The sequence below is a fragment of the Hafnia alvei genome (genome assembly GCF_900095695.1).
GTDB classification, from domain to species: Bacteria; Pseudomonadota; Gammaproteobacteria; order Enterobacterales; family Enterobacteriaceae; genus Hafnia; species Hafnia alvei_B.
Genome location: NZ_FMIQ01000046.1, coordinates 111399 through 133380, shown reverse-complemented (window position 1 = coordinate 133380; position 21982 = coordinate 111399). Strand labels below are relative to the sequence as shown.

Annotated in this window: 23 protein-coding genes; 18 read left to right on the top strand and 5 right to left on the bottom strand. The window is 48.3% G+C overall.

The window, feature by feature from the left end:
* Positions 1-5 precede the first annotated feature (5 nt).
* Positions 6-308, top strand: coding sequence for a hypothetical protein (locus BN1044_RS12545; RefSeq protein WP_072308990.1), 303 nt, complete (start codon positions 6-8; stop codon positions 306-308).
* Between the two features lie 198 nt (positions 309-506).
* On the opposite strand, the gene BN1044_RS12540 is transcribed toward BN1044_RS12545, so the two are convergent.
* Positions 507-989, bottom strand: a complete 483-nt coding sequence (locus tag BN1044_RS12540; protein WP_025800655.1) for a zinc ribbon-containing protein — start codon at positions 987-989, stop codon at positions 507-509.
* A 353-nt stretch (positions 990-1342) separates the two neighbouring features.
* Between BN1044_RS12540 and leuS the strand changes: the two genes are divergently transcribed.
* From leuS to lipA, 13 genes are all read left to right on the top strand, one after another.
* Entirely contained in the window at positions 1343-3925 is a 2583-nt protein-coding gene (gene leuS / locus BN1044_RS12535; RefSeq protein ID WP_072308989.1) for a leucine--tRNA ligase, read from the top strand.
* 14 nt (positions 3926-3939) lie between these two features.
* On the top strand, positions 3940-4671 hold the full coding sequence (gene lptE / locus BN1044_RS12530) for an LPS assembly lipoprotein LptE (protein ID WP_072308988.1): 732 nt from the start codon (positions 3940-3942) through the stop codon (positions 4669-4671).
* On the top strand, positions 4668-5702 hold the full coding sequence (holA, locus tag BN1044_RS12525) for a DNA polymerase III subunit delta (RefSeq protein WP_072308987.1): 1035 nt from the start codon (positions 4668-4670) through the stop codon (positions 5700-5702). Before lptE ends, holA begins: the two co-directional genes overlap by 4 nt.
* Entirely contained in the window at positions 5692-6363 is a 672-nt protein-coding gene (gene nadD, locus BN1044_RS12520; protein WP_072308986.1) for a nicotinate-nucleotide adenylyltransferase, read from the top strand. The genes holA and nadD overlap by 11 nt, the downstream gene beginning before the upstream one ends.
* A gap of 176 nt (positions 6364-6539) precedes the next feature.
* The gene (rsfS, locus tag BN1044_RS12515; RefSeq protein WP_025800650.1) at positions 6540-6857 is read left to right on the top strand and encodes a ribosome silencing factor; all 318 of its coding nucleotides are present in this window, start codon (positions 6540-6542) and stop codon (positions 6855-6857) included.
* 3 nt (positions 6858-6860) lie between these two features.
* The gene (gene rlmH / locus BN1044_RS12510; RefSeq protein ID WP_004096425.1) at positions 6861-7331 is read left to right on the top strand and encodes a 23S rRNA (pseudouridine(1915)-N(3))-methyltransferase RlmH; all 471 of its coding nucleotides are present in this window, start codon (positions 6861-6863) and stop codon (positions 7329-7331) included.
* 84 nt (positions 7332-7415) lie between these two features.
* Positions 7416-9311, top strand: a complete 1896-nt coding sequence (gene mrdA / locus BN1044_RS12505; protein WP_046458571.1) for a peptidoglycan DD-transpeptidase MrdA — start codon at positions 7416-7418, stop codon at positions 9309-9311.
* 19 nt (positions 9312-9330) lie between these two features.
* Positions 9331-10443 (top strand): peptidoglycan glycosyltransferase MrdB, encoded by a 1113-nt coding sequence (gene mrdB, locus BN1044_RS12500; RefSeq protein WP_072308985.1) that lies wholly within the window; start codon positions 9331-9333, stop codon positions 10441-10443.
* An 8-nt stretch (positions 10444-10451) separates the two neighbouring features.
* The gene (gene rlpA, locus BN1044_RS12495) at positions 10452-11558 is read left to right on the top strand and encodes an endolytic peptidoglycan transglycosylase RlpA (protein ID WP_072308984.1); all 1107 of its coding nucleotides are present in this window, start codon (positions 10452-10454) and stop codon (positions 11556-11558) included.
* A 162-nt stretch (positions 11559-11720) separates the two neighbouring features.
* On the top strand, positions 11721-12932 hold the full coding sequence (gene dacA / locus BN1044_RS12490; RefSeq protein ID WP_072308983.1) for a D-alanyl-D-alanine carboxypeptidase DacA: 1212 nt from the start codon (positions 11721-11723) through the stop codon (positions 12930-12932).
* Between the two features lie 109 nt (positions 12933-13041).
* Entirely contained in the window at positions 13042-13305 is a 264-nt protein-coding gene (ybeD, locus tag BN1044_RS12485) for a DUF493 family protein YbeD (protein ID WP_025800645.1), read from the top strand.
* 265 nt (positions 13306-13570) lie between these two features.
* Positions 13571-14242 (top strand): lipoyl(octanoyl) transferase LipB, encoded by a 672-nt coding sequence (lipB, locus tag BN1044_RS12480; protein ID WP_040045661.1) that lies wholly within the window; start codon positions 13571-13573, stop codon positions 14240-14242.
* Positions 14235-15200 carry a lipoyl synthase gene (gene lipA, locus BN1044_RS12475; protein WP_139130937.1) on the top strand — a complete coding sequence of 322 codons (966 nt, stop codon included), beginning with the start codon at positions 14235-14237 and terminating at the stop codon, positions 15198-15200. Before lipB ends, lipA begins: the two co-directional genes overlap by 8 nt.
* 181 nt (positions 15201-15381) lie before the next feature.
* Here lipA and tatE read toward each other — a convergent pair whose 3' ends face one another.
* Positions 15382-15579, bottom strand: coding sequence for a twin-arginine translocase subunit TatE (gene tatE / locus BN1044_RS12470; protein ID WP_025800642.1), 198 nt, complete (start codon positions 15577-15579; stop codon positions 15382-15384).
* A 264-nt stretch (positions 15580-15843) separates the two neighbouring features.
* On the bottom strand, positions 15844-16167 hold the full coding sequence (locus BN1044_RS12465) for a hypothetical protein (RefSeq protein WP_025800639.1): 324 nt from the start codon (positions 16165-16167) through the stop codon (positions 15844-15846).
* 505 nt (positions 16168-16672) lie between these two features.
* On the opposite strand from BN1044_RS12465, the gene rhaT reads away from it, so the two are divergent.
* Both rhaT and BN1044_RS12455 read left to right on the top strand, forming a co-directional pair.
* Complete coding sequence (gene rhaT, locus BN1044_RS12460) at positions 16673-17707, top strand: L-rhamnose/proton symporter RhaT (protein ID WP_072308981.1); 1035 nt, start codon at positions 16673-16675, stop codon at positions 17705-17707.
* An 11-nt stretch (positions 17708-17718) separates the two neighbouring features.
* On the top strand, positions 17719-19143 hold the full coding sequence (locus BN1044_RS12455) for an arabinose isomerase (protein WP_072308980.1): 1425 nt from the start codon (positions 17719-17721) through the stop codon (positions 19141-19143).
* Here the strand turns inward: BN1044_RS12455 and BN1044_RS12450 are convergent.
* Complete coding sequence (locus BN1044_RS12450) at positions 19140-19613, bottom strand: GNAT family N-acetyltransferase (protein WP_072308979.1); 474 nt, start codon at positions 19611-19613, stop codon at positions 19140-19142. The genes BN1044_RS12455 and BN1044_RS12450 overlap by 4 nt on opposite strands.
* A gap of 594 nt (positions 19614-20207) precedes the next feature.
* A complete protein-coding gene (locus BN1044_RS12445; RefSeq protein ID WP_072308978.1) occupies positions 20208-20573 on the bottom strand; it encodes a FaeA/PapI family transcriptional regulator in 366 nt (121 codons plus the stop codon).
* Between the two features lie 169 nt (positions 20574-20742).
* On the opposite strand from BN1044_RS12445, the gene BN1044_RS12440 reads away from it, so the two are divergent.
* Complete coding sequence (locus tag BN1044_RS12440) at positions 20743-21492, top strand: winged helix-turn-helix domain-containing protein (protein WP_072308977.1); 750 nt, start codon at positions 20743-20745, stop codon at positions 21490-21492.
* On the top strand, positions 21485-21958 hold the full coding sequence (locus BN1044_RS12435) for a hypothetical protein (RefSeq protein ID WP_168780296.1): 474 nt from the start codon (positions 21485-21487) through the stop codon (positions 21956-21958). The genes BN1044_RS12440 and BN1044_RS12435 overlap by 8 nt, the downstream gene beginning before the upstream one ends.
* The last annotated feature ends 24 nt before the right edge of the window (positions 21959-21982 follow it).

The following is a 21982-nucleotide window of genomic DNA, read 5'->3' as shown; positions in this document are numbered from 1 at the left end:
CTCAAATGACAAAAATTTTAAGCCACTATTTGGATATACTGAACTTAGAAATAAGAATAGGCAATGCGAAAAGCTCTTTTAAAGAGGATAACTGGTCTATTATTTATGCGGAGACATGGGAATCTTATGAGCCATTGCTTATTTATAATGGGGATCTACTTACAACAAATTATATTTCACTATTTAGTGGTCCTGTAAGAGTTCAAGACGAAGACAGCATGAAACAATGGGTGAAAGAAAAAGCACCAGCGATGCCATATAAATTAGCACAATGTTTTTTATGGTATGCAAAATACAGAGATAATTGATAGGTCAATGCGACTGATATCCTTATTACTGTTTATTATAAACCAATCACACATATTTTCCCCCGAGCATTTCATCTATTGCTTATTGCTGCGCGATGCGTATACAAAGCCAAACAGCAGGATACTCTCACTCGCGAAAGAAGTACGACTGCAGCTGCTAGTTATGGCGCCATGAACTAGGGCGCCATAACTTAAAACCTAAGGCTGGAACGGCTTACGGTGGAACTGGTCATGGCCGCATTTTGGGCACAGCGGCAAAACTTCAGGGGTATAGAAATCAAGCGTGTAGTGGCATTTTTCGCAGACGAGATGTCCCAGCCCGACCACTTCCCCGCTGTGATAAACGCCATGATGGCTGACGTCTTTGAAAACCTCACGCCATTCGAGCTGAGTTTTGTCGGTAATATCGGCGAGTTCCTGCCATAGGCTCTCTTTGATGACGCGCATAAATACGCTATCGGTTAGCTCATCTTTGCTTTCTTGGTAGCTGCGGGCGAACTCTTCCAGATCGCGCCGCACAGCAAGCTTAATCTGTTCTACTTCATCATGCGTGAGATCTTCAGCTTTGTTTAAGTGCTTTTCAGCGCTCTCAATCAGCGCATCAATGTCACGCTCGCCGTTTTTCAATCGTTCGGTTAATGCCGCGACCCATTGACGGTAATACTGAGCAACCTTGTTCATACCAAACCTCCGCGTGACGTGAATGTGATCTGATTCGTACCCTTAACCTAACCTACAATCATTTTAGACGTAAATACCTGAGTCTCTACGATCTTTAGGCTGTGATCGACATCGCAACGCAACGCTTTTGTCCTTAATCACAAAGAATTGCCCTCTTGTTGACGCTTCTTGGTTGTTGCACGCCGCGCTTATCGGCTATTCTATGGCGATCGGTACTAAAGCCAAACTTCATAAAAAAACGTTTTTTAAAAGATCACAGTCGTATACCCAACGTCTTTCGGTAACAGCCAACAGCGCTGCCCCCGATAGATAAGAGGTATTGCTGTTTTTAACCAACAGGACCCCCAGCTGCCATGCAAGAGCAATATCGTCCAGAGGACATAGAATCACACGTCCAGCGCCATTGGGATGAAAAGAAAACCTTCCAGGTTACCGAAGATGCAAGTAAAGAGAAATATTACTGCCTCTCTATGCTCCCGTACCCATCCGGCCGACTCCACATGGGTCACGTGCGTAACTACACCATCGGTGATGTGATTTCCCGTTACCAACGCATGCTGGGTAAAAACGTTCTCCAACCAATCGGTTGGGATGCATTCGGTTTGCCAGCAGAAGGCGCTGCGGTTAAGAATAAAACAGCACCCGCTCCATGGACTTACGACAACATCGAATACATGAAGAACCAGCTTAAACTGCTGGGCTTCGGCTACGATTGGAGCCGCGAAATCGCGACCTGCGATCCTGATTACTATCGTTGGGAACAGTGGTTCTTCACTAAGCTGTACGAAAAAGGCATGGTTTATAAGAAAACCTCCGCTGTTAACTGGTGCCCGAATGACCAGACCGTACTGGCTAACGAACAGGTTATTGACGGATGCTGCTGGCGTTGCGACACCAAAGTTGAACGTAAAGAAATCCCTCAGTGGTTCATCAAAATCACCGCTTATGCAGACCAACTGCTAAACGATCTGGATACGCTGGAAAACTGGCCTGAGCAGGTCAAAACCATGCAGCGTAACTGGATCGGCCGTTCTGAAGGCGTCGAAATTACTTTCGACGTTGCAGACAGCGATGAGAAAGTGACCGTTTATACTACGCGTCCAGACACCTTCATGGGTGCGACCTACGTTGCCGTCGCTGCGGGTCATCCTCTGGCTCAGCTTGGCGCGATTAACAACCCTGAATTGGTTCAATTCATCGACGAGTGCCGTAATACCAAAGTTGCCGAAGCAGAAATGGCAACCATGGAGAAAAAAGGCATGGCCACTGGCCTGTTTGCCATTCACCCACTGACTGGCGAAAAACTGCCGGTTTGGGTAGCAAACTTCGTTCTGATGGAATACGGCACCGGCGCCGTGATGGCCGTTCCTGCTCACGATCAGCGTGACTGGGAATTCGCCACCAAATACGGTTTGCAGATTAAGCCCGTTATCCTGAATCTAGACGGTAGCGAGCCTGACGTTCATGCAGAAGCCATGACCGATAAAGGCGCTCTGTTCAATTCCGGTGAATTTGACGGTTTGAGCCACGAAGCTGGCTTTAACGCCATCGCTGACAAGCTGGTCGAGAAAGGCGTTGGTGAGCGTAAAGTAAACTATCGTCTGCGCGACTGGGGTGTTTCTCGTCAGCGTTACTGGGGCGCACCAATCCCAATGGTCACTCTGGAAGACGGCAGCGTCATTCCAACGCCGGAAGATCAATTGCCGGTTATTTTGCCTGAAGATGTGGTGATGGATGGGATCACAAGCCCAATCAAAGCCGATCCTAACTGGGCAAAAACCACCGTTAACGGCCAGCCAGCGCTGCGTGAAACCGATACCTTTGATACCTTTATGGAATCTTCATGGTATTACGCACGCTACACTTGCCCTCAGTACAATGAAGGCATGCTGAACCCAGACGCCGCTAACTACTGGCTGCCGGTTGATCAGTATGTGGGTGGTATCGAACATGCCATCATGCATCTGATGTACTTCCGCTTCTTCCATAAACTGATGCGCGATGCCGGTTTGGTCAGCTCTGATGAGCCAGCTAAACGTCTGCTGTGTCAGGGTATGGTTCTGGCTGATGCCTTCTACTACACCGGCGTAAACGGCGAGCGCAACTGGGTTTCTCCTGTTGACGTCACCGTTGAGCGCGATGAAAAAGGTCGCATCACCAAAGCCGTTGATAACGAAGGCCGTGAAGTTATTTATGCTGGCATGAGCAAAATGTCCAAGTCTAAAAATAACGGCATCGACCCTCAGGTCATGGTTGAGCGTTACGGCGCAGATACCGTTCGTCTGTTCATGATGTTTGCTTCTCCGGCTGAAATGACGCTGGAATGGCAGGAATCAGGCGTTGAAGGTGCGAACCGCTTCCTGAAACGTGTTTGGAAACTGGTTTACGAACATGCCCAAAAAGGCGCATGCGCTGAACTGAACGTTGCCAACCTGAACGAAGATCAAAAAGCGCTGCGTCGCGATCTGCACAAAACCATTGCTAAAGTCAGCGATGATATTGGCCGTCGTCAGACCTTTAACACCGCTATCGCGGCAATTATGGAACTGATGAACAAGCTGGCTCGTGCTCCACAAGGGAGCGAGCAAGACCGTGCGCTGATGCAGGAAGCTCTGCTGGCCGTGGTTCGTATGCTGTATCCGTTCACCCCGCACGCCAGCTTCGAAATGTGGACGGCGTTGGGCGGCGAAGGCGATATCGACGTTGCTCCGTGGCCACAAGCCGACGAAAAAGCGATGGTAGAAGATTCTAAGCTGATCGTGGTTCAGGTTAATGGTAAAGTCCGTGGCAAGGTAACCGTTGCGGCTGATGCCACTGAACAGCAGGTTCGCGAACTTGCAGGTCAAGAAGCTCAGGTCGCTAAATATCTCGACGGCGTGACCATTCGTAAAGTGATTTACGTTCCGGGTAAACTGCTGAACCTAGTTGTAGGTTGAGCCGAGGAGGAATTGTGCGACATCGTACTATGACGTCGTTGTTAAAAGTTGCTGTTCTGGGGCTGGCGGTTCTTACCGCCGGTTGTGGTTTCCATCTGCGTGGCAACACGTCGGTGCCAACCGAATTCCAGAAAATCACGTTTGACACTAGCGACCCGTATGGCCCACTGTCACGTTCTATTCGTGAACAGCTCCGTCTAAGCGGTATTACTATCGTCGATCCTAAAGCTGACGACTCGAAAACGACGGGCTCTGCTAGCAGCACCAGCATCGTGGATAACTCTGCGACGGCGGCAAAAGCGGCCGATGGTTCGGATAAGCTGCCATCACTGCGTATTGTTGGCGGCGGTGAGTCCAAAGAAACCGTGTCAATCTTTAAAGATGGTAAAACGGCTGAATATCAGATGGTGCTGAGTGTCAACGCGCAGGTACTGGTACGTGGACACGATCTCTATCCATTGACCGTACGTGTTTATCGTTCGTTCTTCGACAACCCATTAACTGCACTGGCAAAAGATGCCGAGCAGGATATGATCCGTCAGGAAATGCGCGATCAGGCGGCACAGCAGCTGGTTCGTAAACTGCTTTCTGTTCATGCAGCCGAGTTGCAAAACAACGACAATCGCATGAATGCTGAAGTGGCTGCGCCAAAGGTGCAAAGTGCCAATGACTTTAATTCAGTCAGCACTGATACCACTGTGCCAACCACCGCGATTAAATCTACAGGCAGTATTAGCGCACAATGACTCGCGTTTATCCTGAGCAACTTGCCGCGCAGCTCCGTGAGGGGCTGCGCGCTTGTTATTTAGTTATGGGCAACGAGCCGTTGCTTTTACAGGAAAGCCTTGATCTTATTCGCCAACAGGCTCAAGAGCATGGTTTTACTGAATACTTCACCTTTGCACTCGATGCTCATACCGATTGGGAAAGTATCTTTAGCCTTTCTCAGGCGATGAGCCTGTTTGCCAGCCGCCAAATTATCTCTCTGACGTTGCCCGAAAACGGCGCTAATGCCGCAATCGGAGAACAGCTAACAAAGCTGTCTACCTTGCTGCATCCCGATCTGCTGTTGATTATCCGGGGTAATAAGCCAACCAAAGCACAAGAAAATGCCGGATGGTTTAAAACGCTGAGTCAAAATGCGGTTATGGTTAGTTGCCAAACGCCAGAGCAAGCCCAGCTTCCGCGCTGGGTTGCCACCCGAGCCAAACAGATGAATTTGCAGTTAGACGAAGCGGCCAACCAGCTGATTTGCTACTGCTATGAAGGCAATTTGTTGGCGTTATCTCAGGCTTTAGAACGTCTTTCGTTGCTCTATCCAGACGGAAAATTAACGCTACCTCGCGTTGAGGAAGCCGTTAGTGATGCGGCTCATTTTTCACCGTTCCACTGGGTAGATGCCATTCTTGCTGGTAAAAGCAAACGTGCATGGCATATTTTGCAGCAGCTACGCCAAGAAGACATGGAGCCTGTGATCTTGCTGCGTACCGTTCAACGCGAAGTTTTGTTGCTGATGACGCTAAAAAGCCAGATGAGCCATACCCCACTGCGCAATCTGTTTGATCAGCACAAAGTTTGGCAGAACCGTAGACCAGCGATGACTCAGGCGTTACAGCTTCTTAGTCTTCATCAGCTTCATCAGGCCGTCGCATTGCTGTCACACATTGAAGTCGTTCTCAAACAAGACTACGGTCAATCCGTGTGGAGTGAACTGGAGTCACTGACGCTGCTGCTTTGCGGAAAATCGTTGCCGGAGAGCATGCTTAATGCCGAATGAACACCTTCAGGCTGCCGCTAAACATCGCTTAACCGCGCTCTTTGGCGGTACTTTTGATCCCATTCATTATGGGCATCTTAAGCCGGTCACCGCGATGGCGCAGGAAGTTGGCCTGCAGAATGTCACTCTATTGCCCAACCATGTTCCTCCGCATCGTCCTCAGCCAGAGGCCAATGCGCAGCAACGTCTAGCGATGGTTGAGCTGGCTATCGCTGGCAATCCGCTATTTTCGGTTGATGAACGGGAGCTGCACCGCACTACGCCCTCCTACACCATTGATACGTTGATTGAAGTTCGCCAAGAGCGAGGTGCGGCGGCACCGTTGGCCTTTATCATCGGCCAAGACTCGTTGTTGACGCTGCATAAATGGCATCGTTGGGAAGAGATCCTGCATTACTGCCACTTGCTGGTATGTGCGCGTCCGGGATATTCCGATCGTCTAGATACGCCTGAGCTGCAAAACTGGCTCGAGCAACATCGCGTTTATGGTGCTGCACAACTCAGTCAGCAACCCCATGGCTGTATCTATCTCGCTGATACGCCTCTACTTGCTATATCAGCTACTGATATTCGCCAGCGTCGTCATCAAGGCATCAGCTGTGATGACCTTCTCCCGCGTGCGGTTCAACGCTATATCGAATTACAGGGGCTGTACCGTTAGCTCTGGTCGCGTGTTATACTCCGCGGCCTATTTTCGCAGAACCGATATCACAGCCGAATCCATTTCGTTATGTGATATGCCATGGTTCTAACTTTAAAGATTTGATTGCCCGAATAAACGATTTGATTTGAAAACGTTATTCCGAGCAATACTAGCTCCAACCCGAGGGGGAACCTTTGCAAGGTAAAGCGCTCCAAGAATTTATTATTGATAAAATTGATGATTTGAAGGCTCAGGATATCGTCGCTATTGATGTCGCTGGCAAATCAAGCATCACTGACTGCATGATCGTATGCACCGGTACTTCTAGCCGCCATGTGCACTCTATTGCTACTCACGTAGTACAAGAAGCACGTATGGCTGGCCTATTGCCTCCGCGTATCGAAGGCGAAAACGGCGCCGAGTGGATCGTGGTCGATCTGGGCGACGTGATTGTTCACGTTTTACAGGAAGAAAGTCGTCGCCTGTACGAACTGGAAAAGCTCTGGAGTTAATCGGTGAAGCTGCAACTGGTCGCCGTGGGTACCAAAATGCCAGACTGGGTACAAACGGGATTTACCGACTACCTCAAACGTTTTCCTAAGGATATGCCGTTCGAACTGATTGAAGTTCCGGCAGGAAAACGCGGTAAAAATGCCGACATCAAACGTATTCTGGAAAAAGAAGGCGAGATGATGTTAGCCGCCGTGGGTAAAGGTAATCGTATCGTCACGCTCGATATTCCTGGAAAACCGTGGGATACGCCAGAGCTTGCTTCGCAGCTAGAACGCTGGAAGCAAGATGGACGTGATGTTAGCCTTCTCATCGGCGGTCCTGAGGGATTAGCACCGGCATGTAAGGCTGCTGCCGAGCAAAGTTGGTCGCTATCCACGCTGACGATGCCGCATCCACTGGTGCGCGTTCTGGTTGCAGAAAGCCTGTATCGCGCATGGAGCATCACGACGAACCATCCGTATCATCGTGAATAGCCAGTATCAACGGCGCTAGCCACTGGCTTCGCCGTTGAGCTCTCTTATTTATCCAAGCAATCACCCAGAACACGACGGAATGGAATGAAAATAGACCGCAACCCTTTTCGTGATTATTCAGCAGAGTCCGCCCTGTTTATACGCCGTGCTCTCGTTGCATTTCTCGGCATATTGATTCTGTCTGGCGTCTTGGTCTTTAATCTGTACCATCTTCAGATCCTGCGCTTTGAAGATTATAAAACCCGTTCCAACGAGAACCGAATCAAACTGGTGCCGATTGCACCTAGCCGCGGCATGATCTATGACCGAAACGGCACTCCTCTTGCGTTTAACCGCACAATTTATCAGCTTGAAGTGATGCCAGAGAAAGTCGATGACTTGAAGGCAGAACTTGATGCTTTACGTTCTATCGTCGACCTTACTGACGAGGATCTCGATAACTTCCAGAAAGAGCGCAAACGCTCGCGTCGTTTTACCTCAATACCGGTGAAAACAGCGCTTAATGAAGTTCAGGTTGCGCGCTTTGCCGTCAACCAATTCCGCTTCCCTGGATTTGAAGTCAAAGGCTACCAGCGCCGCTTCTACCCTTATGGCTCAGCCCTCACTCACGTAATCGGCTACGTATCTAAAATCAATGACAAAGATGTCGAACGTTTAGATAAAGACGGCAAGCTGGCCAACTACGCCGCGACCCATGACATCGGAAAACTGGGCATTGAACGCTATTACGAAGACGTTTTACATGGCAAAACGGGCTATGAAGAAGTTGAAGTTAACAACCGTGGGCGCGTGATCCGCCAATTGCACGAACAGCCACCGCAGGCGGGTAAAGATATTTATCTGACGCTGGATCTGAATCTGCAACGTTACCTTGAACAGCTGCTAGCCGGTAGCCGCGCCGCCGTGGTCGTCAGCGATCCTCGCACCGGCGGGATTCTGGCGATGGTGTCAAACCCAAGCTACGACCCAAACCTGTTCGTGGACGGAATATCCAGCAAGGAATATCAGCGTTTACTGAATGATCCAAACCGCCCGCTGATAAACCGTGCCACGCAAGGCCTCTATCCGCCGGCCTCAACCGTTAAGCCGTATATCGCCGTTTCAGCGCTTAGCGCAGGCGTCATTACCAAAAACTACAGCCTGTTCGATCCCGGCTGGTGGCAGCTACCTGGCTCAGAGAAACGCTTCCGTGACTGGAAAAAATGGGGCCATGGCCGTCTGAATGTCACCAAAGCGCTAGAAGAATCTGCGGATACCTTCTTCTATCAGGTTGCCTACGATATGGGCATCGACCGTCTGTCTGAGTGGCTGAGCAAATTCGGCTACGGACAATACACCGGTATCGATCTGTCAGAAGAGCGTTCAGGCCTGATGCCAACGCGCGAATGGAAGCAAAAACGTTATAAAAAACCGTGGTATCAGGGTGATACCATTCCTGTCGGCATCGGTCAGGGCTATTGGACGGCAACACCAATCCAAATGTCCAAAGCGTTAAACACGCTGATCAACGACGGGAATATGAAAGTTCCTCACCTGCTGAACAGCACGCGTATCAACGGACAATTGGTACCGTACAAACAGCAGGATGCAGTACAGATTGGTGATATACATTCCGGTTATTGGGAAATAGCCAAAGATGGAATGTATGGCGTCGCCAATCGCGCCAACGGAACGGCACATAAGTATTTCGCCAATGCACCGTACAAGATTGCCGCTAAATCAGGTACCGCGCAGGTCTTTGGATATGAGACCTACAACGCCCACACCTTAGCCGAGCACTTGCGCGATCATAAACTGATGACGGCGTTTGCGCCGTACGACAACCCGCAGGTTTCAGTTGCCATCATTCTTGAGAATGGTGGCGCAGGGCCGGCCGTCGGGACTATCGTGCGTCAGATCCTCGACCACATCATGTTAGGCGATAACAATACGACGCTCCCAAGTGAAAACGCGCCGCCTCCGGGCGTTGAAGGCGACTGATGAGGCATACAGGTTAATCATGACAGAAAACCAACAGAAACGTTCTATCTGGGCGAAGATGCATATCGATCTGCCCTTTTTGCTCTGCATTCTCTCGATCTTGGCCTATAGCGCCTTCGTGATGTGGAGCGCCAGCGGCCAAGACGTTGGCATGATGGAACGTAAAATCGGTCAGATTTTCATGGGGCTGTGCGTCATGCTGGTCATGGCCCAGATCCCCCCGCGCGTGTATGAAAGCTGGGCGCCCTATCTTTACGTGTTCTGCGTTATCTTGCTGATTCTGGTTGATGCTTTCGGTCAGATCAGTAAAGGCGCGCAGCGCTGGTTAGATTTGGGCTTTGTCCGTTTCCAGCCTTCTGAGATTGCCAAAATTGCGGTGCCGTTGATGGTGGCGCGTTTTATCAACCGTGACGTCTGCCCGCCATCGCTAAAGAATACCGGCATTGCCTTAATCTTAATCTTCATGCCAACGCTGCTGGTCGCCGCACAGCCAGACCTCGGCACCTCGATTCTGGTTGCCGCTTCAGGATTGTTTATCTTATTCCTTGCGGGGCTAAGCTGGCGGTTGATTTTGGTCGCCGTGGTGCTGGTTGCCGCATTTATTCCCATCTTGTGGTTCTTCCTGATGCACGATTATCAGCAGGCTCGCGTTATGATGCTGCTGGATCCTGAGAGTGACCCGCTGGGTGCGGGATACCATATTATTCAGTCTAAAATTGCGATTGGCTCCGGCGGTTTTGGTGGCAAAGGCTGGCTGCACGGCACCCAGTCGCAGCTTGAGTTCCTACCTGAGCGCCACACCGACTTTATCTTTGCCGTACTGGCGGAAGAACTGGGCTTAGTGGGTGTTTTGGTGCTGCTTGGGCTGTATCTGCTCACTATCATGCGTGGGCTGATGATTGCCGCCAAAGCGCAGACCACCTTTGGCCGCGTGATGGTTGGCGGTTTAATGTTGATTTTATTCGTTTATGTTTTTGTGAATATCGGTATGGTCAGTGGAATTTTGCCCGTGGTTGGCGTACCTTTGCCACTGGTCAGCTATGGCGGTTCCGCCCTGATCGTTCTCATGGCCGGGTTTGGTATCGTTATGTCGATCCATACTCACAGAAAAATGTTATCTAAGAACCTATAGAGGTCGCGATGCGAATGGCGCATAAATCATGGCTTAGTGCTGGTTTACTCAGTCTGTTTTTGGCGGGCTGTACCAACACCACAACCACCGAGACCCCGGCTCCTCAGCAGCCTGCGTATAACGGCCCGGTAGAAGAAATTAGCGGTGCAGAACCACGCTACGAACCCTTTAATCCTGCAACCAGCCAGGATTACAGCGTTAACGGTACGAAATACAAAGTCGTGCAGGATCCGTCAAACTTCTCACAAGTAGGCTATGCAACGTCCTACGGTGAAGAAAACGGCGGCAATATGACCGCTATTGGCGAACAGTTTGATCCTAATGCAATGACCGCTGCGCACGCCACGCTGCCTCTGCCAAGCTATGTGCGCGTTACCAACCTGGCTAACGGACGTCGCCTCGTGGTGCGTTTGAACGATCGCGGCCCCTACACTTCCGGTAAGGTGATTGATCTTTCACGCGCCGCCGCCGATCGCTTAAACATTTCGAATAACACTAAAGTGCGCATCGACTTCATCAACGTTGCGCCAGACGGCACGATGTCTGGCCCTGGTACGATTGGTACCACGATCGCCAAACAGAGCTATGCGCTGCCTTCACGTCCAACTATCGGCCAAGAAACAACGCAGGTATCAATAAGCCCATCGCCTTCGGATACGCCGGTTGCGGTGCGCCCTGTAGCAAACCCAACGCCAGCAGCGCTAGGATCAGACGGTGATATGCCGGTTTCTGCGCCAGCCAGCAACGCCAGTGGCTTCCTTGGCGCTCCACAGCCATTGCGCACCGGCGTGTTAGAAGGCAGTGAACCCGTTGCGGCGCCAGCACCTGTTTCAGCCCCTGCGGCCGTTGCGGCACCGGTAGCATCTTCAGCGCCGGCGGCATCTGCTAATGGAAAATTTGTGGTGCAGGTAGGTGCGGTAAGCGACGGTGGTCGCGCCCAGCAATGGCAGCAAAAATTAAGCCAGCAGTTTGGTGTGCCGGGTAAGGTATCACCCAACGGCGCCATGTTCCGCGTGCAATTAGGGCCGTTCGCAAGTCGCCAAGAAGCCGCGGCACTTCAGCAACGTTTAGCCAGCGAAGCACAGCAACAGTCGTTCATTGCTAGCGCACAGTAAGCTTAAATGCCCGCCAAAACGGCGGGCTATGCAATAATTAGTCACACATTGCTTATGTAAAGAGTCCTGATTGGTGCCCGTTCGGGCATGAACCGTAAATCGGCTTCTGTTATAGTGTGGCTCGTTTTTTTCACTTAATTCACGGATGTTGTAGTCCTTATCATGAAATACAATCTCACTTCCCGTTCGATGAAACGCATTGCGCTCAGCAGCCTTCTCGCCATTGGCATGATCAATGTTGCCCATGCTGATGACGTCAACCTTAAGACTATGATCCCAGGCGTGCCGCAGATCGATGCGGAAGCCTACATTCTGATTGACTACAACTCAGGCAAAGTTCTGGCTGAATCTAATGCCGATGCACGCCGTAACCCTGCTAGCCTGACAAAAATGATGACCAGCTACGTTATCGGTCAGGCAATGAAAGCCGGTAAATTTACCGAGCAGGACGTTGTGACCGTGGGTCAAGATGCTTGGGCAACCGGCAACCCTGTTTTCAAAGGCTCATCGCTGATGTTCTTGAAACCAGGCGACCGCGTACCGGTTTCCTTGCTGATCCGTGGTATCAACCTGCAATCTGGTAACGATGCCTGCGTCGCGATGGCTGATTACGTTGCCGGTAGCCAAGACGCCTTTGTGGGCCTGATGAACAACTACGTGAAAGCGTTAGGTCTTCAGAACACCCACTTCCAGACCGTTCACGGTTTGGATGCCGATGGCCAGTACAGCTCTGCGCGCGATATGGCACTGATTGGTCAGGCGCTGATCCGCGATGTACCAAATGAATACTCTATCTACAAAGAGAAAGAATTCACCTTTAACAACATTCGCCAGATGAACCGCAACGGCCTGCTGTGGGATACCAGCATGAACGTTGACGGCATCAAAACCGGCCATACTGAATCTGCTGGCTTCAACTTAGTGGCTTCCGCCACCGAAGGTCAGATGCGTCTGATCTCTGCGGTATTAGGTGGACACACCAGCAAAGGCCGTGAAAGTGAAAGCAAAAAACTGCTGACCTGGGGCTTCCGTTTCTTTGAAACCGTTTCTCCGCTGAAAGCAGGCCGCGAGTTCGCCTCTGAGCCAGTATGGTTCGGCGATACCGATCGTGCACAGTTGGGCGTTGATAAAGATGTTTACCTGACCATCCCTCGTGGTCGCATGAAAGATCTGAAAGCAAGCTACACGCTGAACTCAACCGAACTTGATGCGCCTTTAGCTAAAAATCAGGTGGTAGGTACCATTAACTTCCAACTGGATGGTAAAACCATCGAGCAGCGCCCATTAGTGGTTCTGAATGAAGTTCAAGAAGGTGGTTTCTTCAGCCGTATGGTCGATCACATCAAACTGATGTTCCATCACTGGTTCGGCTAACCCGGCCTCTTGAAATGGGGAAAAATCATCCCCATATAATGAATAACAATAACTCCCGCTTCGGCGGGAGTTATAATTTATAGATTGAAGTAACACGCTGGAGCGCAACATGAAAACTAAACTGAATGAACTGCTCGATTTTCCATGCTCTTTTACCTATAGAGTCATGGGTTTAGCGCAGCCTGAGCTGGTCGATCAGGTGGTCGAAGTGGTGCAGCGCCATGCACCCGGCGACTATCAGCCGCAGGTTAAACCAAGCAGCAAGGGCAACTATCACTCTGTCGCCATCACCATTAATGCGACCCATATTGAGCAGGTAGAAACGCTGTACGAAGAACTGGGCAAAATCGAAATCGTCCGTATGGTATTGTAATTACAGTTCTTTAACGAATTATCCCCTTTATTTATCCTAAATAATTGGAGTTACATCAAGGCGACAAGAGAGCGAATCCCGATGAGCTTACACAGGTAAGTGATTCGGGTGAACGAACGCAGTCAACACAGATGTAACTTCAAGTAGGAAGGAAAAACGGCCCGATATGGCACAAATGCCCTATCGGGCCGCTCTTTTTTGGATGATCAGCACTGGTCGCTGAGGGTTCATCTCGGTATAATGGCTTTACCAATTCTGTAACCGGATGATGACTCGTTTGCAACAAGACAAGATCATACTGCGTCAACTGGGGTTGCAACCCTATGTTCCCGTATCACAAGCTATGCATACCTTTACCGACCAGCGTACGGAGAGCACGCCCGACGAGCTTTGGTTGGTTCAGCATCATCCGGTATTTACCCAAGGCCAAGCAGGCAAAGCCGAGCACGTATTAGCCGCGGGTGATATTCCCGTGATCCAAAGCGATCGCGGAGGGCAAGTCACCTATCACGGTCCCGGCCAGCAGGTTATGTATGTTCTTGTCGACTTAAAACGTAATAAATTCGGCGTACGCCAACTGGTGACGGCCATTGAACAAACCGTGGTTAACACCTTGGGGAAATTCGATATTGATGCTCATGCCAGAGCTGACGCCCCCGGCGTTTACGTTGGAGAACAAAAAATTTGCTCGCTGGGACTACGCATCCGTAAAGGCTGTTCGTTCCACGGGCTTGCACTGAACACCACCATGGATCTCGACCCGTTTAGCCGAATTAACCCCTGTGGTTATGCCGGTATGCAAATGACACAGATCAGCGCACTCAACCCCGGCGTTACGCTTGAAGATGTACAGCCGGTACTGGTCGAGCAATTTATTCAAATACTTGGCTATCAATCAGTCGAGTCAAGCAACTGGAACCCGCAAGATTATGAGTAAACCAATTCTGATGGAACGCGGCGTCAAATACCGTGACGCAGACAAAATGGCCCTGATCCCGGTAAAAACCGTGGCCGTCGAAAGAGAGCAGCTGCTACGCAAACCTGAGTGGATGAAAATCAAGCTCCCTGCGGATTCCAGTCGCATTCAAGGCATTAAAGCCGCCATGCGTAAAAATGGCCTGCACTCGGTCTGTGAAGAAGCTTCCTGCCCTAACTTGGCAGAATGTTTTAACCACGGTACGGCAACCTTTATGATCCTCGGCGCTATTTGTACCCGTCGCTGCCCATTCTGCGACGTGGCACACGGGCGCCCGGTAACGCCAGACGCGAATGAACCCGAAAAACTGGCACAAACTATTGCCGATATGGGCCTGCGTTACGTGGTGATTACCTCCGTTGACCGCGACGATCTGCGCGACGGCGGTGCTCAGCATTTTGCTGATTGTATTCGTGCCATCCGCGCCAAAAATCCTACCATCCGCATTGAAACGCTGGTGCCTGATTTCCGTGGTCGTATGGAACGTGCGCTAGATATCCTGACGGAAACGCCGCCGGACGTATTCAACCATAACCTTGAAAACGTACCACGTATCTATCGCCAAGTGCGCCCAGGCGCAGACTATAACTGGTCGCTGAAACTGCTGGAAAACTTTAAGGCTGCACACCCAGAGATCCCAACCAAATCGGGTCTGATGGTGGGCTTGGGTGAAACCAATGCGGAAATCATTGAAGTAATGCGCGACCTGCGTGCGCATGGCGTAACGATGTTAACGCTAGGCCAGTATTTACAGCCAAGCCGCCATCATCTACCAGTGCAGCGCTATGTTAGTCCTGACGAGTTTGAAGAGATGAAGGCCGAAGCGATGGCGATGGGCTTTACCCATGCGGCCTGTGGTCCGTTCGTGCGCTCTTCTTACCATGCTGATTTGCAAGCCAAGGGCATTGAAGTTAAGTAAAGTTAAGTCTGTTTCCGTAGAAATATTTTTTTACAAGAGAACGGGCTGACAGCCAATATTCTGAGGTATCGGCGAGACTCACTGCAATCTCAATACTTGGTAAACAGAATAGAAAAAACCGTAGAGGGCTCACTCTCTACGGTTTTTTTATTGGTCACTCAGCAGACGCTGAAAAACCGAATTAGTCTTTATGGTCAACGCGAGGTGCGGCGCTATCGGCATCCGCACTTGGTTTAGCTGTGTCGTCATTCATCGCTTTCTTAAAGCCTTTCAGCGCGGCACCTAGGTCACCGCCCAGAGTGCGCAGTTTGTTTGTACCGAACAGCAGAATAACCAGAACCGCAATCACCAACAATTTGGTAATACTGATACCTTCCATAAACACCTTCTTAATGAATACATCAGACGGCAGTACCGACTGACTAAAAAACGGTCGTAATAATGTGTCTATTAATATCCAATTTGTCCCTATTAGCAATGTGAATATGTAACAGAGTTAAACGTATTCTGAACAATAGAAATTGCTCTCAACCACAATTAACCATAGACGATGGGCATACGCGTTGCAGCATTTTGGGCGGGATATAAAGTAAAAAGCCGCTCATCATGAGCGGCTTGGGTATCACGTCAGTCAGGTTTTCCCTTAGTGGGTTTCTGGCGCCGACACCGAAGAAATATAATTATTAAATGCAGTCGCCTCCTGAGCTAAAGCCTCAATATGCGCTCCAACCATCTTGAACTGCTTTAACAGCGGATTATTTTCTGGCAAAGAGCCCATTTCAACCAGCTTGCGTGTCAGCTGTTCATTCTTAAGCAGGAGAGCAGCTTCGCGCTGACGCGCCTGTTCGAGCTGCATGCGTATTCCTTCGCATTCTTGTTGCCATACGAGACGCTGTTGCTCAAAGCTTTCTTTAAGATCATCTAAAGCCGCTAGCGAATTACGCAGTTGCACTTCCAAATCAGACATCGCGTTTCTCATCCCTCGACAGGTTAGCCATAGAGTATACCTAATGGCCTCCGACGCACCAAAAAATAGATTGTACCCAGCATAATTCGAATTGCATTAAAGAGCTTCATCAGCGATTAGAGTGTGTGAACACAGCCAATAAAAATGCAGTTTGGAGCATGATAGGTATACGTTGGCAATCATAAATAGCTTATTAGCTAAAAGCTAATTTTGATTAAGGAATTTTATTCTCATAAGAAAGTTCTTATATTTCATAGTATTCCTTCAATATGCTGCAATTTCCATTGGCTGTCATACACATCGCAATAACCTCCTGCTTTTAAATGCTTTTGTGATCGCCATCGGCCCAACCTGCTAAATTCTGCCATCCCTACACCTTGTGCGGCAGCTATCCGAAGGTGTGAAATCTGCACACTATTTAGACTCCTATCGTCAAAGAAGTGGCGCCCTACACACTGATGCACCCCATTGCCGCTTCTCACCAATAACAAAAAGGATAGGACCAATGAACGACTCTATTGTTTTGGGAATCATCTGGCATCTGGTTGGCGCGGCCAGTGCAGCATGCTTTTATGCGCCGTTTAAACAGGTAAAAAGTTGGTCGTGGGAAACCATGTGGTCCATCGGCGGATTTGTATCGTGGCTGGTTTTGCCTTGGTTAGTAAGCTACATCCTTCTGCCTAACTTTTGGGCTTATTACGGATCGTTTAGCTTCTCGGTGCTGCTTCCGGTATTTCTATTTGGCGCCATGTGGGGCATCGGCAATATCAACTACGGCCTAACAATGCGCTACCTTGGCATGTCGATGGGGATCGGCATTGCCATCGGTATTACGCTCATCATTGGCACCTTAATGACGCCGATTATTCAAGGCCGCGTTGACGTTCTATTTGGAACTCCCGGTGGAAGAATGACGCTGTTGGGCGTGTTAGTTGCTCTTATTGGGGTAGCAACGGTCAGCTATGCGGGGTTACTCAAAGAAAGAGCCTTAGGGATCCGCGCTGAAGAGTTCAATCTGAAAAAAGGCCTGATTCTCGCCGTCATGTGCGGAATTTTTTCTGCGGGTATGTCGTTTGCCATGGATGCCGCTAAGCCAATGCATGAAGCCGCAGCTGCGTTGGGAATCGACTCTCTTTATGTCGCATTGCCGAGCTACGTGATCATTATGGGTGGCGGAGCCGTTATCAACCTCGGTTACTGCTTCATTCGCCTTGCTACGCTCAAAAATATCTCGGTCAAAAACGATTTCTCATTGCCACGTAAACTCATCATCACCAATGTGCTGTTCTCCATGTTGGCCGGTCTCATGTGGTATCTACAGTTCTTCTTCTATGCATGGGGACACGCCAAAATTCCAGCCCAATACGACTATATGAGCTGGATGCTGCACATGAGCTTCTACGTATTGTGCGGCGGAATTGTTGGCCTGTTGCTCAAAGAGTGGAAATGCAACAGCAAAAAACCGGTCAGCGTGCTGTGCATTGGCTGCCTGATCATTATCTTAGCGGCCAATATCGTTGGCCTAGGCATGGCCTCGTAGGAAATCGCACAATGAAAAACCCTCTGAATATTTTACTTTTTGGGATTGGGCTTGATACTTATTGGCCACAGTTTCATGGTTTAAAATCACGTCTCGAAGGCTATGTGGGTGAGATTGAACAATGGCTGATGAACCAGCATCACGTTCGCAACGGCGGACTTATTGACTCCATCTCCTCGGCTGATGCCTTGCTAAAAACAGCTCGCCACCAGCCCGTTGATGTCGTTGTGCTTTATATTAGCACCTACGCCCTCAGCGCTACCGTATTGCCTCTGGTACAGGCGCTGGGCAAACCAGTACTCGTGCTCGCATTACAGCCTGACCTCGGTCTGCCCTATCAGCGCATTCGGGAAATGAGCGATCGAGGGCATCGAACAGGTGAATGGCTGGCGCATTGTCAGGCCTGTAGTGCCCCGGAACTGGCCAACGTTTTTAACCGTGCCAATATCAGTTTTCAGCTTTTAGTTGGCGCGCTGCATGACGATAAAGAGGTCTGGTCTGAGCTAGAAGAGTGGCTCAGGGCATACCAGATACGAACTGCTTTAGGTCACACTCAAGTCGGTCTGCTTGGGCACTATTATGACGGCATGTATGACGTTTACAGCAACCTAACCAACCTGTCTGCTCGTTTAGGCGTGCGCTTTAAACCACTAGAAATGTGTGAGCTAAATCAGCTACGACAAGAAACCACTCAAGCGGCCTTGAATAATAAGCGTGCTGAAATGGAGCTAGCATTCGTTATTGATGATCAGTGTTCTGATTCTGAGGTAACGCGTGCGGCCCACACCGCTTGCGCATTGGATTCTCTGGTAGAACGGCATCAACTCGGCGCACTGGCTTATTACTATGAGGGCAAAAACGGTAACGACTATGAAAATATCGTCACCTCTGTGATTGCGGGTAATACGCTGCTGACCCAAAAATCAATTCCAGTTGCTGGCGAATATGAAGTTAAAAATGTGATAGCGATGAAAATATTCTCCCTGCTCGGTGCAGGCGGTTCGTTCTCTGAACCGTATGGCATCGAATTTAGCGATGATGTTGTGCTCTGGGGCCATGACGGCCCAGCACATCCGCTGATGGCTGAAGGCGAGGTGAGGCTTGTTCCTTTACCCGTTTATCATGGCAAACCGGGCTGTGGCGTATCCATTCAGATGTCGGTAAAAAATGGGCCGGTCACATTTTTATCTGTTATTGAAGAGCGCAACGGTGACGTCGTTTTACAATATGCCGAAGGTGAATCTGTCGCGGGAGAAACGCTAGATATCGGCAATACCAATAGCCGTTACCGTTTTAGTATAGGGGCAAGAAACTTCACTCGTGACTGGTCGATGGGAGGCCCCGCTCATCACTGCGCGATTGGTTTGGGTCACTGGGGATCACAGTTAGAAAAATTGGCTTCTGTCTTAGATATTCGCACCCAGCAAATCGCCTAGTCAGATGAGGGACTGAGGGCGATATTTTTCCGATACAAACGCACGGGCTGGTCAGGATAGTCCAGCCCGTCGCCAATATACTGCCAGCCAAAACGTTCGTAATAATCGGCAAAGGTCGCGTAGAGATAAAGTTCTTTGAATCCGGCTCGGCGGCTAAAGTCCTCCACGTAACGCTGTAGCTGAATGCCTAATCCTCGGCCTCGCTGGCCTTCATCAATATAGAGTGCGGCCAGCCATGGAAATAGGTCTTGGCGGCTAATCAAATCACAGCGCCACAATCCCACGGTACCCACTGGCTTATCGTCTTGCAAAGCCACAAAAGTTATCGGCAAACCTTCAGGGCGCAGGCTACTACGCACAATGCTGGCAAAAAAATCTCGGCTATTTTCACTGCCAAAAGATGTGAATAACCAATCAGTTATCAACTCACGGTGCTCTGGAACTTCAGACAGCGGTAATATTTGGATCATATGAAATTATGGTTAGAAAACAATCAAGGTGAAGATACTACGCCGCATTGATTGAAATGCGAAATAAAAAACAGCCTAGAGGGCTAATCTCTGACTGATGCACACACAACGCCTGCCACCTAAACTTATGGCCGCTCGTAACCCACAGTACGAACAAATGCATAACAACGTGCGCGGTAGTCATATTCACTGCGCACGTTGCCATAAAAAAGGGACACCTTTCATGCTTTGTCAGAAAAGCATCCCTCTCATTAGCTCAATGTTATAAAAGTTAAACAAGCTCTTACTTAGCAACTTTAACATTAATGCTCGATTAAGTTTTTATCAAAATCATCAAATGAAATCTGTAAATCATGAATAAAGATTGTAAATTCTAGTTTGCATTCTCATCTTGGCTGATGAAAAAATAAATATGGCATCTTTTAATATTTACATTTCAGAAAAAACACATAATAACAATATTAAATGTACCTGAAACATGCTAACGACATTGCGTCACTTGGCAAAAATCATAAAATAGGAACATTCTTGTAAATCTGCGAGATCTTCATTATTTGATCTTTTTATATTAAGGTAATGATTCCGAGTTACCCTTCATTGTTGCAAACAAAAAACCGCCTTGTTAGAATCATTTGCAATTTCTACAGGCTCTTCAGATAAAAACCACCGATGGTGTTTTTGCATTTTATCCCTAGCAATCCTCCCCTCTTTTTCCAAAGGAAGAAGCAAATGCCTGACTCTATAAATCGAGACTTCACATAGTTCGGCTAATTGCCTTGTAGACAGCCCCTCTGTTCTATCTCTTTCTAATAAACGGAGAATCAATCCCTGTTCCGGCACGCTAACCATCATGTGGTTACTTAAATTCATTGCTGCCGCCAACACTCTAAGATTATCCTGTGGAACACGTTGTCCTTGGAACAATAAAGAAGGATGAGAAGAATAAGATTCAAGTTTCATTTGCCGAGCTCCTTGTTATCAAATGAGCCCCAGTATGCTTCCCGCCTGCACAGGCAGCAAGATTAGCCCAGGAAATCAATAATAACGATATTTTTACCTGATATTTATGTGTTTTTTATATTAAAAACCTAACCAAGCTAAAAAAACTTGATTTAGTATGGAGATTAACATGAGGTTCGATATAGAGGGATTTGTCACCTTTGATACTGAAGATGCGTCACTGGTCAATATTATTACCGGAGATTGTATCGAACTATCGCAAACCTCTAATCGTCTACTTACTGAGTTACTGCAGCACCGTAGTGATATTCTCTCTCGCGGGGAAATATTTCAGTCCGTATTTGACAAATATGGTGCTAGAGCATCTAACAGCAATCTAAACCAGTATATCTCTACGTTAAGAAAAAATATGAACCATCTCGGCATTCAAAAAAACATCATCATTACCGTGCCAAGAATTGGTTTTAAAATTGCTGAAGATGCCATCATTACGTGCGATCAAGAATACAATTCTTTTTTTACACCTACACCAATAAAGCAAGAAAAAACTGAAAAAATGGATTCTTGGTTGCGCCCTATAGCAATATCAGCAACAATAATCACCCTTCTTTTTTTGTTACTCACGGTTATTATTAAGTTCACAAATAACAATAAAGAGGTAGGAATTAAAAAGATCACAAAAGAAAGCTGTATTATATTTATACCTTCAAACCTTCCGTTTAATGATGTGATAAATAATGAGCAGTTGGGACATTTGTCCTTAGATAAGCTTGACTGTTCGAGTAAGAAAAAGCTCTACATTTATAAAAAACAGAGAAATAGTGTTCTAGGAACCAACATCCAGATTTTCATTACAGAATGTGATGAAGAAAAAAACAGGTGTACAAGTCACTATTATAGAGAAAAGAAAAATGCATAAGAAAATTTATCTATCTATCATATTTCTCTGCTCTACGGTGGTGATTTTATGGGCCGTATTAAAATATCATGCACCAGATAGTTTTATCTGCGACGCAGACTTCTCTATTGAGCAAAACATTAACGATATGCATACCATTTCAACAGGTATGCTCTCGATAGAAACATCACAAAACTATCTCTTTATTAATGTTGATGGTTTATTAACCCGCAACAATGAACGATACATTATTTCCCGAAGCATTCAGGTTACCTACAAAGCCTACAACAAAACCTTTCACCTCTATAAAGTGACGGCGATAAAGACCTCTCGATACGACTCCGACAACATTGATGATAATACCGCCTCTGAACTTTTTTTTAGTAACAGCGATAAAAACCGCATCATTTACATTAACAAATCTTATGATGGCGTCATGCTATTCGGTAACTCAATTTTTCCACAGTATGGTTGTCACGTAAGATAACTAGTTATTAATTAAAAGAAAAAA